13 protein-coding genes and 1 pseudogene are annotated in these 14,695 nt (G+C 33.2%); 11 read left to right on the top strand and 3 right to left on the bottom strand.

Going from position 1 to position 14,695, the window contains the following annotated elements; all coding sequences use genetic code 11:
- The first annotated feature begins 16 nt into the window (after window positions 1–16).
- Together H9632_RS06920 and H9632_RS06925 are read left to right on the top strand one after the other, a co-directional pair.
- Window positions 17–880: a tyrosine-type recombinase/integrase gene (locus H9632_RS06920; protein ID WP_225223722.1), complete on the top strand. Its 864-nt coding sequence runs from the start codon at window positions 17–19 to the stop codon at window positions 878–880.
- Window positions 881–959: 79 nt separating this feature from the next.
- Window positions 960–1,364 (top strand): hypothetical protein, encoded by a 405-nt coding sequence (locus H9632_RS06925; protein ID WP_191703386.1) that lies wholly within the window; start codon window positions 960–962, stop codon window positions 1,362–1,364.
- A 193-nt stretch (window positions 1,365–1,557) separates the two neighbouring features.
- On the opposite strand, the gene H9632_RS06930 is transcribed toward H9632_RS06925, so the two are convergent.
- Window positions 1,558–2,970 (bottom strand): magnesium transporter CorA family protein, encoded by a 1,413-nt coding sequence (locus tag H9632_RS06930; protein WP_191703387.1) that lies wholly within the window; start codon window positions 2,968–2,970, stop codon window positions 1,558–1,560.
- A gap of 274 nt (window positions 2,971–3,244) precedes the next feature.
- Here H9632_RS06930 and H9632_RS06935 point away from each other — a divergent pair, with 274 nt between their 5' ends.
- The 3 genes from H9632_RS06935 to H9632_RS06945 all read left to right on the top strand — a co-directional run bounded on the left by H9632_RS06935 (window position 3,245) and on the right by H9632_RS06945 (window position 6,580).
- On the top strand, window positions 3,245–4,186 hold the full coding sequence (locus H9632_RS06935) for a tyrosine recombinase XerC (protein ID WP_191703388.1): 942 nt from the start codon (window positions 3,245–3,247) through the stop codon (window positions 4,184–4,186).
- 148 nt (window positions 4,187–4,334) lie between these two features.
- Window positions 4,335–4,487 carry a transcriptional regulator gene (locus H9632_RS06940; RefSeq protein WP_191703389.1) on the top strand — a complete coding sequence of 51 codons (153 nt, stop codon included), beginning with the start codon at window positions 4,335–4,337 and terminating at the stop codon, window positions 4,485–4,487.
- A 392-nt stretch (window positions 4,488–4,879) separates the two neighbouring features.
- Complete coding sequence (locus H9632_RS06945) at window positions 4,880–6,580, top strand: putative bifunctional diguanylate cyclase/phosphodiesterase (RefSeq protein WP_191703390.1); 1,701 nt, start codon at window positions 4,880–4,882, stop codon at window positions 6,578–6,580.
- Window positions 6,581–6,647: 67 nt separating this feature from the next.
- On the opposite strand, the gene H9632_RS06950 is transcribed toward H9632_RS06945, so the two are convergent.
- Window positions 6,648–8,024, bottom strand: coding sequence for a nucleoside-diphosphate sugar epimerase (locus tag H9632_RS06950; RefSeq protein ID WP_191703391.1), 1,377 nt, complete (start codon window positions 8,022–8,024; stop codon window positions 6,648–6,650).
- A gap of 507 nt (window positions 8,025–8,531) precedes the next feature.
- Here H9632_RS06950 and H9632_RS06955 point away from each other — a divergent pair.
- The 5 genes and pseudogenes from H9632_RS06955 to H9632_RS06975 all read left to right on the top strand — a co-directional run.
- Complete coding sequence (locus H9632_RS06955; protein ID WP_191703392.1) at window positions 8,532–8,906, top strand: rRNA methyltransferase; 375 nt, start codon at window positions 8,532–8,534, stop codon at window positions 8,904–8,906.
- Between the two features lie 279 nt (window positions 8,907–9,185).
- A complete protein-coding gene (locus tag H9632_RS06960) occupies window positions 9,186–9,725 on the top strand; it encodes an ATP-dependent exonuclease (protein WP_191703393.1) in 540 nt (179 codons plus the stop codon).
- A gap of 199 nt (window positions 9,726–9,924) precedes the next feature.
- Complete coding sequence (locus tag H9632_RS06965) at window positions 9,925–10,272, top strand: DUF4260 domain-containing protein (protein WP_191703394.1); 348 nt, start codon at window positions 9,925–9,927, stop codon at window positions 10,270–10,272.
- A gap of 122 nt (window positions 10,273–10,394) precedes the next feature.
- Window positions 10,395–10,730: a hypothetical protein gene (locus H9632_RS06970; RefSeq protein ID WP_191703395.1), complete on the top strand. Its 336-nt coding sequence runs from the start codon at window positions 10,395–10,397 to the stop codon at window positions 10,728–10,730.
- 89 nt (window positions 10,731–10,819) lie between these two features.
- Window positions 10,820–11,326: pseudogene (locus tag H9632_RS06975) on the top strand (histidine phosphatase family protein); the annotation flags it as partial.
- A gap of 87 nt (window positions 11,327–11,413) precedes the next feature.
- Here the strand turns inward: H9632_RS06975 and H9632_RS06980 are convergent.
- The gene (locus H9632_RS06980) at window positions 11,414–12,625 is read right to left on the bottom strand and encodes an ABC transporter permease (RefSeq protein ID WP_191703396.1); all 1,212 of its coding nucleotides are present in this window, start codon (window positions 12,623–12,625) and stop codon (window positions 11,414–11,416) included.
- 297 nt (window positions 12,626–12,922) lie between these two features.
- On the opposite strand from H9632_RS06980, the gene H9632_RS06985 reads away from it, so the two are divergent.
- The gene (locus tag H9632_RS06985) at window positions 12,923–14,134 is read left to right on the top strand and encodes an ABC transporter permease (RefSeq protein WP_191703397.1); all 1,212 of its coding nucleotides are present in this window, start codon (window positions 12,923–12,925) and stop codon (window positions 14,132–14,134) included.
- Window positions 14,135–14,695 lie beyond the last annotated feature (561 nt).

Here is a 14,695-nt window from a genome sequence, read left to right on the forward strand (position 1 = left end):
GAAGGGAGCCATGTTTATGTATGACACATATGTGAAAGCTTTCGAAACCTATTTAATGTCAATCAATAAATCGTTTTATACGAAAAAACAATATACGTTGGATGCAAAGCAGTTTGCTGAAATAATTCAGCATACCGAGCACATAAATGAAGCGTTGCAACATTATGCAAAGGAAATTCAAGAAACCTATCAAAAGGTGAATACAATAAATCGGAAATTCGCGTCAATTCGTCAATTTTTAACTTTTTTACAATTAAGGGGTGTTATAACAGCGTATAATGAAGCATTGATTCAACCTTTAGAAAAGCTAGATACAGAACTTGACGTTTTAAAAGAAAAGCAATTTAAACGAGCACTGTCCTATTGGCCCTATCAATATGACATCGCACAAAACGCTGAACATGAATGGCTGGCATTAAGAAATGCGGCAATTGTTTTCACGGTAGCGGAGCTTGGCATTAAACCTGCAGAGCTTGTTCGTATGGAATGGAAGCATATTAATAAACAAACAAAAGAGGTCATTGTCCTTGCTTCCAAAACTTTCAGGTCATTGCCTATTTCCACAAGACTATTGGAATTATTAGATGACTATAAAAGATTTACTGAACAATTTATGCCCCTCACTGATTTCTCACCATACGTCTGGCTTGGCGTAGGGAACAAGATGGGAGAGCCATTAACTGTAAAAACCATTGAAAGAATATTCAAATCGATGTCAGAGCAGATGGAATTTAAAATAACCGCTACAAATCTAAGATATTACACCATCCAAAAGGAATTAATTCAACAGCAGGAAACAGAATCCTTATTTGAGCAATTTGGTTATGCAAGAAAGGGCGTTTTAACCGAACGAGAGCAGCGTTTCCCTAAAAACTATTGAAACTTATGCTACAATAGCAAATAGACGGACACAATTTGATATTTAAAGAAAGAAAATGATATTAAGAGGGGGAAAGGCCTTGGCAATTTCAATGATGGAAGCATATACAATTGAAGTATTAAAAGCACATCCATACACATACGAACAAGTTAGACAGTATATCGAAAATGATCAAGTTCACATTTTAAAAGATGATTACAACATGGACTTTGAACCAATCATGACATTGCTAAATGAAGATACAAATCTTCTACAGCAAGCATTTGAAGGGAATTATAAAGTGAAGTTTATGACAATTAATGGACTAAAAAATTTGCTGCGGATGCGTTTTCAAATTACAGAGGATCAGTATGAGCTTTTAGAAGCTGGAAATGGCTTAGCGCAATTAAATGTATCAGCAGATACAGAACAGGAAATCCGCAATATGTTGTCATCAAACTGGAAGGTAAAGCGTAACGGTGAAACGATTACGCTATTTGTATAAAAGATGGATTGGCTTACTATTATCTTATTTATCGGGGCATTCCTGCTTTTTGTCAAACTATTTAAAGGCGTACTGAAACTAGTCTTGTTTTTAATTATAGTTTTTTTCTTGTATCGTTTTTTTATGATGTAACAATAAAAAAGATGGGATAGAGTAGAGTCTTTATGACTTTTACTTTATCCCATCTTTTAATTTACCGCTGTCGTTTTCTTCGTACTTTTCCGTATATGCTAGTTGTAAAGTTGAACAGCTGATTGATGATTAAAGCTGCCATTGTGAATAACCCCAGCATAGCTAGTATTAATGCTATCCATTCAAATAAAGTGAAGTCCACTATATCGGACAGTTGGATAGGTTCTCCCAACATTTCAATGACTAGGTTCATTCCATATATACCGGAAATCATACTGAAAATAGTTAAAATAAAAATTAGCTTGTTTAATCTATCAGCGGATCGATCTTCCTGAATCCGATAAAGTTCATCTAGCGTTTCCTTCGTTTCATGATACAGCCCGTCTATACGAAACACCTTCCGGAAATACTGCGAAATTTCTTTCCCTTCAGTACGTACAGAGACTTCCGTAAAGTAATACCTAGAGGCGAACTTTGTTATTTGTTCAATTAATTCCTCGACTATATCTTTATCCTTTGAAAATTTTAATTCACTATGTTCAAATATTAACTTCAATAGCATGAGCTTATAAAAATAATGAATAAGTAAAGTGTAATAGGAAATCGAATGAAAACTCCCGAGATATTTCTTCATACTTTCTTCATCGACATTTGTTAATTGGATTTGGCCTTGCAATGTCGTAATTGTATAAAATCTCGGTGCCCAGCGTTGGTAAGTATGTTCATCAATAAAACGCTTTATATATTCTTCATTCGTACTGGATATATAGGGATCTCCATTACGATCACGCCCATTCAGCTGCCCGGCGCGGTATAGTAGAAATTCATCGATTTTTGTATTTTCATCAAAATGAAAAAAAGCACTTACATACATGCGCTCATCTTCAAAAAACGGTATTTTGCTAATATTTTTATGAATGGCTGAATAATCAACAAAAAAATCTTCTAAAAATGGTGCAATCTTCTTAAATAATAATTCCTCCGTATTTTCAAACGTAAAATCCTCATATTGGATAGTTACGCCGAGTTCTTCATCAATTTTCGGCTGTAGTACGCGAAAGTAATGCCCAAATGACAACGCAGCATTTACATCAATATCGTCTTCCAATTGTATTCTTATAGCTGCAATACCAATACCGAATGGACATAAATTGACATCTGCACTCAATAAGGTAAAAGGAATTTCATCGAATTGTGTTACCATCACGCCTTGCCCCTGTATCTTTTTCGAGTAGCGATTAAAGTGGAGATGAGAGACGTCATCATTTAATAGCTTTTCTTCTATAAAGGGGTAATAAAATTGCTTTAATAATTGGTGAGAAACTTCGACATCTTCTCCGTAAAGAGTATCTTCATAACCCATTTTAAAATGATAAAAATGATGCTGCTTTAATAGCTGCTCAAATTTTCCAAAATGATATTGACGATAATTAAATGGATAGTAAAAGACGTAATGGGTTTTAAGCGAATTCATCGTTTCACCTCCTAGATTCTACATTCCCGAAAACCAAAATTTCTAACCTAAATGCTCATTTTCAAAAACGCTCTCAGACGATTTGAGATGGACAACTATACACAACATTAAATTTCACTGCGTCTGAGAGCGAAATCACATTTAAGGAACGTTTGTTCTGTTTTTAGGTACAAATGATGCTAATTATGCGATTTTATCCAATAATGTTCCCAAATATAAATTTGGGAACATTATTTATGCTATAATAATAGAGAAGAGAGGATGAAATTGGGAAATGCCACTACCTAAATTTTTGCGGGATTTTTTAATCTACTTAACAACAATTACGGGCAAGTCCCCAAGAACCCGTAAAGAGTATGAATATGATTTAGTTTTATTTATGCGCTTTTTAAAAGCCATTGAACACGATATACAATTGGATTTAATACATACGATAGATATTTCAGATGTAACAATAGATATGATTAAGGAAGTTTCCTTGGAAGATTTATATTTATTTATGGAGTACTGTGAAGTGCAGCGTGGAAATTCTTCTTCTGCCCGCGCACGTAAAGTCGCGACATTGAAAGCTTTTTTCAAATATTTAAAAGGAAAGCGCCGACTTGTTGATGAGAACCCAGCCGAACATCTAGAAACACCAAAAATCGGTAAAAGATCGCCGGTTTATTTAAATTATAATGAAGCAAAGGAATTTATCGGTGCAGTCCAAGGACAGTACTATAGTACACGCGACGAATGCATGATGGTATTTTTCTTAAACCTGGGGATACGGGTTTCGGAATTGTGCTCTCTAAATATAGATTCTATTCATGACCGTAAGTTAACCGTAATCGGTAAAGGGAACAAAGAGCGCCAAGTATACTTAAATGATGCTTGTATGAAAGCTTTGGAAAAATATTTACTAGAACGTAATACATATAAAGGTGATGGGAAAGAACCATTATTCGTTTCACAAAAGGGAACTCGGTTTGCCAGACAATCCATTGCCCGCATCGTAAAAGCTATTAATGCAAATAGCGAATCACCAAAAGACCGATTAACACCGCATAAGCTGCGTCATACTTCTGCAACGATGATGTATAAAGCGGGGGCAGATATACGAAGCCTACAGCACATATTGGGGCACTCAAGTGTTGCGACCACTCAAATTTATACACATATAGAAGATGAGCAAATACAGGAAGTACTAAAAAACAATCCTTTCAATAATTTATAATAATTATATTATGTCAACTAAACTACAAGATCTTTATTGTAGTTTTTTTATTTGCTTAAATTGAGAAAATTCGTTGACATTAATAACTAATCTGTTATATAGTTAATTCATAAATCAAAAACTGTTATAGTACAAAGGAGGATGGATTATGATCCATTATGAAGAAGGTTATTCCGTATATGTAGAGAAGTGTGAGCAGTTTGGACTTGAGCCAGTAAATTTCCATTATTTTGTAAATATGCTTTCGCCACAGCAATTACTTGCATATTATAACTACGCAATTGAACAGGAGATGAAATAATATCTTACAGGCAGCGTCGAACTACCTTCACCTTCCATTAGTAAAAGAATTGCTAATCACCACAATGACAAAATCATTATGTAACAATTTAATAGCACCCAATAAATCAGTCTATCCTTATATATAGATTGATTTATTTTTTTGTATTATTATTCCAATATAAATATATTTATCTATTGGCAGATTCAATTGTGTTACTATAGTATCAATGAAATTTACTAGAAGAGAAAATTTAAGTCTATTTAATTATGATAAATTTGTGAATTATGTATAATTTACTATCTTTAAAATGATTACATTTACATAAAAAGTTAGCTAAATATATTATTTAGATTTATAATTTTATCAATAGAAAATATAGTTATTCTAAAGAACAGAATGGAGAGGTTTCTATGCATGGAGCATTGGACTCTAAAGCACTAACTTCGATTGATTTTACATATGAGCAACTTGTTGATTTAAAAGCCGCATTGGATAAAACAGCAATTGTAGCGGTAACCGATCAGCGGGGTATTATACAAAAAGTTAACGATCAGTTTTGCGAGATTTCCAAATATTCTCGGGAAGAATTAATCGGAGAAGACCATCGGATTTTAAATTCCGGTTTCCATGCAAAATCTTTTTTCAAAGAAATGTGGCGAACAATAGGAAATGGCGGTACATGGCAGGGCGAGGTATGTAATCGTGCAAAAGACGGTTCATTATATTGGGTAAAGACTACTATTGTTCCATTTGTGGGGGAGAACGGGAAACCCGAACGGTATATTTCTATTCGTACAGACATTACTGCCCAAAAGAACATCAAAAAGATTGCGCATATTGCATATCATGATGATTTAACAGGTTTACCAAATCGTCGTAGCCTGACGAAACGAATCGAACATGAAATTTCAACGAGTTTGCGTCATAATAAACAATTTGCTGTATGTTTTTTTGATGTTAATCGTTTTAAAAACATAAATGATAGTTTAGGACACAAAATCGGGGATTTGTTTTTAATAGAATTAGCAAGTCGTTTAAAGGAAATCGATATACAGTCCAATTCGTTTTATCGAATGAATGGAGACGAGTTTTTCTATATTTTAGAAGATGTTACATTAGTACATGAAATGGCTGCAAAAATATTAAATGTATTTAAAGACAGTTTCATTTTAGAGGATTACGAGTTTTATGCAAGTGTAAGTTTAGGCATCAGCATTTATCCTGAAGATGGGGAAAGCGCTGCAAAATTACTGAAAACTGCCGACATTGCGATGTATGCTGCAAAAGCTAAAAAAGGAAACAATTATATAGTCTATAAAAAAGAAATGCCGAATACGAATGATCAGTTTTTAGTTCTGGAAACAAAACTGCATAAAGCATTGCGTGAAAATAAATTCGTTTTGCATTATGATCCCATTTACCAATTACATAAAAATGATATAATCGGGGCTGAAGTGATTGTTCATTGGGTTGATGAAGAGATTGGCGTTATGAAGCAGGAAGAAATCTTACCCTTTGCATTGCAATGTGGCTTACTCCCACAAATAGAACAATGGGTATTGCGAAATGCTATCATGCAACTTGTGGAATTTAAGCCCTTTGTAGATGACAGCTTCAAAATCGCTATCAATCTTTCTATCGAGACGATTAAAGAACCAAATTTCATTACCGATTTGACACTAATGCTTGAACAATCAAATTTAGCACCGAATTATTTAGAAATTGAAATATCAGAACTCGGTATGCTCGATAAAGATATCCAGCTCATCGATATAATTAACCAACTTCATGATAGAGGTATTACGATTTCAATAGATGATTTCGGTACAGGGTATTCATCTTTAAACTATTTAAGAGAGATTCCAATTAGTACTTTAAAAATAGATCGCTCATTTACACATGAATTAAATTTAGTACCGGCAAATGCGAAAATGGTAGCTGCCATTATTTCCTTAGCAAGTGTCCTGGAATTAGAGGTAGTAGCTAATAATATAGAAAATGGGGAAGATTTTGCTATTTTAAAGGAGCTTAATTGTCAGTATGGGCAGGGGCTTTATTTTAATAATCTATTAAACTACAAAGACTTCACGAAACAAATTCAAAATGTATAGCAATAAAACGGAGGTGGATAAAAGTCAATTAACTTTTATCCACCCCCTAATTTTATGAATCTATCTTCTAATAGTCGATTAAATAATTTTCAATCCTTAAAAATTCCTCTTCATCGATACAATCCATATATTTGTACAGTAAATCAATATCAACTTTAATCTCATCTTTATGTGTTAAATAAAACTGCTCAGTTAAATGACAAATAATTAACGGTACCGCTTTTTGATGGTTAAAACGGTGTAAATACGTAGATAAGAATTCGACGTTAACTGCAATATCTGTATTAAGCCCTAGTGCGTCAAAATCAATATATTGAATATGGGCAGTTAAAAACTGTTCATTTAAATGTACATTATATTGGCAAATGTATGACCAATCCAGCTCATTCCGGTATTTGTTTAACCAGTGAGGTTCGGCAATGGCCATAAATAATTGCTTTTGCTGTGCATTATAGGACTTTAATTTTTTGTCCATTTCAGTATTTGTTAAACGTTTATCACCGTAGCAATTATACTGCTGGCTCACAAGCGACGGAATACCTTTTACGAGGTGTTCACTACCAGGCCATTTATACGGTCCGCGGTCATATTCGAAATACTGTAAATCCATATCCGGAATCTCATCAGCCTCCGGAAGGTATACGACATCATAGGAGCTGTAAAAAGCATTGCTTTCAATAAAATCATCCAATTGATCGACAAAATCAGGGTGAATGCGCTTTTTATTTTCCATTAAAGTCGTTATTAAATAACGTTTAAATGACATCGTAAGCCTTGCAAGTACTGGCTTATTATATTGAAGTGCTTCCAAATCAACTTCTGGTAAATAATCGATTAAAAATTGCTCTGATAACAAAGCATTGCTGTAACAAATATAAGAAAATGGTAGGTATTGCAAATAGGCTGTCAGTTTAGAAGGATGCTTTTGCACCGCTAATCGGCACCATTCTAAATAGGTTTCCAGAAATGAACGGTCATAAGGCAGCTCTTCATAAAGTGTTTCATCATGCGATTCGATTTTTTTTAACACTGAAATATTATTAAAATCCGTTACCGAAAAATCAGCCGGAAAATTGATAGACTCGAAAGCATCTTTAACATGTATGAGCTTCTTTGGCTTTGTTGAAACAAAGCTGTAGGTTCCGATTGCTCCACGCTCTTCCAATAGTAAATAAGCAAGTTCCTGGCGCTCGTCGCGAGTTAAATTACAGTCTTTCGGAAATTTTACTGCTGCAAAATATTGAGCTTTTGCTAAATCATAAAAAAACTTATAGTCGCCTTCTTTGGTATATAGTTCTTCGGATTGATTTTGCTGCCAGTAGAGGAGGGCACCATGAATTGGATTTCGGTTTGAAAAAGTAATATTAGCAATAGAAAATATATTTTGTGCCAATGCATCATCATAAAGCACTTTCATAAATTCTATTTTCTTTATTTTAATCATTATAAGACACCCCCGTTCATTCATTATATACTCGAAACACCAAAAAATTGAAAGAAAAAGTGTCAAAAAGAGGTTTAATTATTTATATCGGTGGTATATTACTAACAAGTAAAGTTGCGATCATCGAAAAGAAGAGTAAATTATTAACCACTAGTTTAGATTAGATAATATTATGATTTCTATTACCTTCGTTGTATGCGTTTTTTAGTAATATTTACAAAAGTGTTACTGGCAATTAATGTACCAAATGCTTTAACGAAGATTCTCGAAAGATGCCAACCAGATTTAAGCGAGCGAAATGCATACGCGAATTGAGATATACCATTGAAAATTTCGGCTCACACGTAGTATTTAAAGTTAAACTATCGTAAGTAAACCTTTACAACTTAATATGCATTATCCGATCGCAACTTTACGTTCTACACTCCTTATCATATAAGGGGTGTTTTATTTTGCCCAGCATTGGATATAATATAAATATCTATATAATTCGATAGGAGAATGACAATGTGGAAGTTACATAATGGTAAGCTCATGCAAACAACGGATGAAACAAGAGTTCGATATAAAACACGTATAAGCGCGGAAATTTTAAATAACTTAAAACAATTGGCCGAAAAATACGATACCCACATTGGCTATTTACTCGAAAATGGTTATAGCAATATAATAGAAACTGAAACTATTGTATTCAATAAACAGAACCGCCCGAAAGACCGGACTGAATTTCGGACGACATGTGACAAAGAATTGCTTGAGAGCCTAAAAAACTTTGCAAAAAAGCATGAGCTCAATTTAAATGATGTCATTGAAGCGAGCGTAGCCTATATTAACTTTGAAGACGTAAAGCATTCGCATTGGAGATATCGCGTAGAAATTTAGACCTCAAACTTAAAACCTTTAACCAATGTCAATTTGATATTGGTTTTTTTCTGTTTCAAGCAAATATTTGAAGTAAAAAACCTAATTATACAATTAATATTTATTGAAAATATTGAAAAATTTTACAATTCATTTTATACTAAATATGCTGCGATGGATTGCGCATTACATCCTAAATCGTTTTAATCAAACGGAATGATTTAGATTTGTTTAGCTTTAAAGAATAATATATTTTTTATAGACCGTGAAAAAGATGGAGAAGCTTTAAGGGGGAAGACCATGTTAAAAAAATATTCACCTAGATTAATTTTTGCATTGCTTGCGATTACGTGTTTAATTATTTCACCACTATTTGCTATATTTGTCCCAATGACCGTTCCGGATTTATTTTTAACAGATCGCTCAAACTTTTATATTTATTCATTTAAAACGAATGTAATGATTATTTTGACTGGTTTTGCAATTTTAGCTGCTGGATTTACACTACTGAGCTGGAAGCGTCAAACAATCACATACATTGTAAGTTTTGGAGTTTTAATTCTAGGATTTGTTACTTTATATAGTTCAACAGAAACATATACAGCTATTAATGAGAATGTCGTGTATAAAAAACAATTAATTGGTTCGCAGAAAATGGAATGGGATGTAATCGATAAAGTTGCACTAGAATATGTACCAGGAGCAATTGGTAACTATAAGTTTACCGATAAAGTGGGGAACGAGCTTGTCGTTAAAGAAGATAAGGAAATGGCTTCGATTTTCATTTATCAAATGGCCAACAAGAAAAATGTCCCTTATGATGAGTATGAGAAGAAATAGAAGACATTGGCTTGTGGAATAGTTCGGGAATTCAGCGTTAAGTAAATATATAAATTAAATAAGTACAATAAAAGTTTAGCCCTTTGTTTGATGCTAAACTTTTTTACTTTTAAATTGCTTATCTATACTCAATACAACCAGAGTGCATATTGAGGAGAATGATTGCTTACACTACTAATTCTAAGGGATGATGGCGTATTTGAATAAATTTATTTTGCAATTGGAGGGGTTAGCTGTTTTTGTTTTAAGCGTTTATTTTTACTTCTATCTGCAATTTAGTTGGAGCATTTTTCTAGTTTTATTGTTAGCTCCAGACATTTCAGCAATTGGTTACATAAAAAACGTTAAGGTTGGTTCAATACTGTATAATCTTTTTCATACATACTCGATCCCATTAATATTAATGATATGCGGATTCTTAATACATAACGATAGCATTATAATGATTTGCCTAATTTGGATAGCCCATATCGGGATGGATAGAATGTTTGGTCTTGGATTGAAATATCCAACAAAATTTCAAGATACTCATCTTAATCGTGTTTGAGGGGGTACGTAACACCTCCTCCATTCAAATTACACCATTATTCACCATAACAACCTAATATATGTTTAATTTAAGCCTATAATTTAGGATGAGAAATCAAGTAAAAAGGAGAGATTTCACCTATGCAATATTGTGGAAGTCATAAATTAAAAAAACTAAGAGTGCAGGCAGATATTAGTGCTGACCCATTATGGTGTGACCGATGTCTTACAAATTTAGATATAGATGATTTTTCATTATCAAAAGGATTGAAGCAGGATCTGCAGGAATGGATATATGACTATGGTAAATGGATTGACTGGGAAAACGACGGCATTGTGCCAAATGGTGTTTTGCTGGAGCAACAGCATAATGATCGTGGTGCTGAACTGACAAAAAAAGTGAAGCAGACGCTAGAAGGACAATATGAAGTAGTGTTTTTTCCATCTACATTTGCGAAAATAATAGTTGGAGATTGAAATGTGTAATGAAGGGAACTTTAAGTGTTAAAAAAGAGTGTATGGCTTTTTGAACATGAAAGGGAGATACAGGAGGCTTATCTGATAAAGGTAGAAACGATGCTGAAAAAGTAAAAGAAATACTAAGTTCAGAATCCATTGATTATATCGTATCCAGCTCATATGTAAGAGCAATTCAAACTGTAGAAGGTTTATCAAAATTGATTAATAAAGAAATCGAAAAGGATTACCGTTTTAGAGAAGGTTGTTTAGCTGCTACCGACTACATATTTGAGGATCCAATAGAAGCGTTTAAATATTCAATGGAAAATCCAAATTTTTCTTATCCGGGCGGGGAATCAAGTAATGAGGTGAAGGAGCGCGGTCTTGCAGCTCTAAATGAACTATTACATAAATATAAAGGGAAAAAGATTGTCATAGGAATTCATGGAAATATAATGTCGAATATTATGCATCACTTCGATAGTACATTTGATTTTAATTTTTGGAAGTCTACAACAAAACCTGACATTTATAAGCTAACTATTAGTGAAAGCAATCAATTACTAAAATATCAAATGAATCCTGATAAGCTAATTATTTATATTCCAAACTGATTTGAAAAATTAAACTGCACTTACACTTGTTTGAATCTAACAAATGTAAGTGCAGTTTTTTTCACTATGACTTTAGTTCTCTAATTTCTACTTTATGAGCATAAAGCGTTTATTTTTTGCAATGAGCAGAGTAATAATAAGTACAATAGCAAATGATATCGCTAATAATTGTAGCCCTAAGATATAATCTAATGATTCGCTTGCTAAGAAAAAGTTGTGTTGTTTAGAAACGATTTTTCCAACTTGAATATAAGATGTTGGTAAGTTTTCAATATCCCAAAAATAACCGACATTACGGCTCATATAAAATCTTTCACCAAAAATTAAAAGGGTACCGACAGCTAAATTCACCATTTCATGACGGAATAACACGCTGCACAGTATTACAAGCGCAATAACAACGAGGAACCACATCAAAATAAGTGCAAGTGATTGAGCTAAAAATGTACCGAGTGTCATCATGTCAAAACTGCCTACTTGTTGCCATTCCGATATGTTTGTAAATACGGGAGACGGTAGCTGAAAATGACCAAAGCCTGACCGCACACCGATTATAACAAAGCCCACAATTAACGGAAGAAACAATGCCAGACTGCCAATATAAGCAACGAACATTTTCGAAAGCAGCTTTTTCCAATCTGTTAAAGGAAAGCCCTTTAAAACAGAAGGATGAAGGCGGTCTTTCAACACAACATCGATTGCCAATAGTAAGACACAAGTAATTAATATAATTGGCAATGGGCCGTTTAATAAGCGCTCAACTGTCTGTAATGCTGTACGTTGCTCAAATTGGTTAATGGATAGCTCATAATCTGCTTTGGCATAAGCCCCGTAACGTGCATATTGCTCTAACGAATTATAAAAGCCACGATCAAATGCCAATTCTCGTTGTTTCATATAATAGCGTGAGTTGTACGAGATATGCTCATTGTAATAAGTCATATAATTTGTGATAAAATACCATTCGCTCGTTACCTGAGCATATTTTTTCAAATCACCTGTATCAAGTGTGTCTAATCTAGCTTTGTCTAATGGATTGACTTCACTGAACATATGGTAGGCCTGTATTGTCATAGGATGAATATCTTCATAATCTCGTTTCTCTATGCTATCAATAAACTCTTGTCGTGTTAAATAACGCGCTTCGATTTCTTCACGATCTACCTTTTCTATCGGATCATAGGCAGGAGCTACTTTATACGCATAAAAAAACACAGCAAACGTTAAAAGAATGTAGATGAATATGTTTTTCTTATTCATAAAAAAGTGCTTAAATTCTATTTTTAAATATTCTCGCATAATGTTCCCCTTAAGATGCTAAACCAACTAAACGCTATGTAGTAGGTAAGGCAAAGTCACTTTTCTGTTGTGTTAAATACACACTTATTTATTTTTATAATGTTGTTATAATTAATAGAATAATCAAAGTTTCGAAATTTTACAAATATATGGTATATTATGTATAAATTACAGTTGAATTTAAAATGATTCTTCATTGTGATTGAGCCCTTTTCCTGTAAATGGATTGGGTAATCTTTCAGGATCTGTTGGCTAGAATACTGAAAAAATGAGTAGAGGGTAGGGGGAATTGGCTTAGTGTGGAGTTATTTTAAATTCGAGTTCAAGCAATTTTTTTCAAATATAAAAAATTTAGCAATCTATTTTCTACTTACTTTTGCGACACTTTATTATGTATTTCAAATAGTCCCTAATTATGATCCAATAGAAAGTGTAAGCGAGAATGAAATTGAGGCACGTTATTTAACGCGTCAGGAGTTTCTGGATGGAATCGAAGGGCAGGATTTAAATGGCGCACATCCTTCTTTACTGTATGCGATCGATGTCTTTAAAGCCATTAATCCTATCGATAAAGGAAGATTAGACGCTTTAGAAGAAGGGGATTTAACAAAATATGCTGAATTGACGCGTGATTGGTATTATATAACGAACGCCACTACATATAGAAATGAATTATTTTCATATAACCCTAAGTACTTTATTAACAATAAAGGGTATGCTGATGAAGATGCCTTTTATGCTTATTTAGAGCAAGCGGCTCGCTATGATGCTTATTCGAAAGCAGATTTTGATTTAACTATTGATGCATTTGAACAAAGGACAGCATTTCAAACATTGGAACGACTTTTAAAAGAAATTCTACCAATCATCCTATTTGTTTGTGTCTTGCTTTTGGCTGTAGATATCGTAACTAAAGATCGACGACATTCATCCATTATAAAAGGAATTCCTATAAATGACTGGAGAAAGCTGCTTGTCAAAATGATTGTCGTGTTTATAGGTTCCTGTGCTTTACTTGTTCCATTAGGATTAGGTTTCCTTGTTATAGGCTTCCAAAATAGCTTTGGACATCTCCATTTACCATCGCCAGAATATGCAGCTCATTTAGAATACTTAAAAGATGGCAAATTTGAAATGATGACATTATCTCAATTTTTATCGAAATCAGCCATTTTACTTTTTGTATGGATTATTGTCATTATAAGTGGCGCGGTTTTATTAAGTCTTATATTTCGTCAAGAAATGGTTAACTTATTTGCTGGCTTACTACTTATTTTTGGAGAAAATATTTATTTCAGCCGTAAGGTGGGGAATTTCTGGGATGTACAAAACTTTCCGACGTCATATATTCAAGTGGGACAAATCATATCTAAACAGCGAAATTTCTATTACCTTAATAATTATTTAGATTGGGGATTAGCCTTACAATTATTGGTCACAATAGTAGTCGTAATAATTATTTCCATGTTCTTTATTACAACAAATAAACGATACAAGCTTATAAAATAAGCGGAACACTTCGTTGAATCCGTCAATCAAATGAATATTTAATGATAATGAGGGTTAGATTAAAAAAAGAAATGAATGCTATATCAAATATTTAATTAAAAGCAATGTTTAATAGACAGGACTTGTTGGTTGTCTAAAAAGAAAGCAAGAAGTCTTGTTGTAAATGGACAAGAAGTTCTCTAGTTTTTTATATCAAGCTCTATAAATTTTTCGATTTAAACATTAAAATTGAAGAGGAATTGGTATTAAACATCAAAGACCAGACTTTCTTGTCCATGTATAAAGTTAGAAGTTACCTGAGGGAATCAGAAGGACATATAAGTCAAATCCACTTTAGGGACACGGTCATAATATATATTATAGGAAGTTACGTATCGTTTCAAAAGTATACTTATAACAGTGAGACGGAATGAGAAATTTAGGCTTGAATTAGCTGAATTTATTTTAAGTCTAAATTCAGCTAATTCAAGGTGTTTTTTATTTAATTAAATTTTTAATTGTATATGCTATTTTAAGCAATTAAATCTAACTTGCAATTTATGTGCAGCAACACTCTAAAAT

It is taken from the genome of Solibacillus merdavium, from assembly GCF_014836935.1.
GTDB classification, from domain to species: domain Bacteria; phylum Bacillota; class Bacilli; order Bacillales_A; family Planococcaceae; genus Solibacillus; species Solibacillus ferritrahens.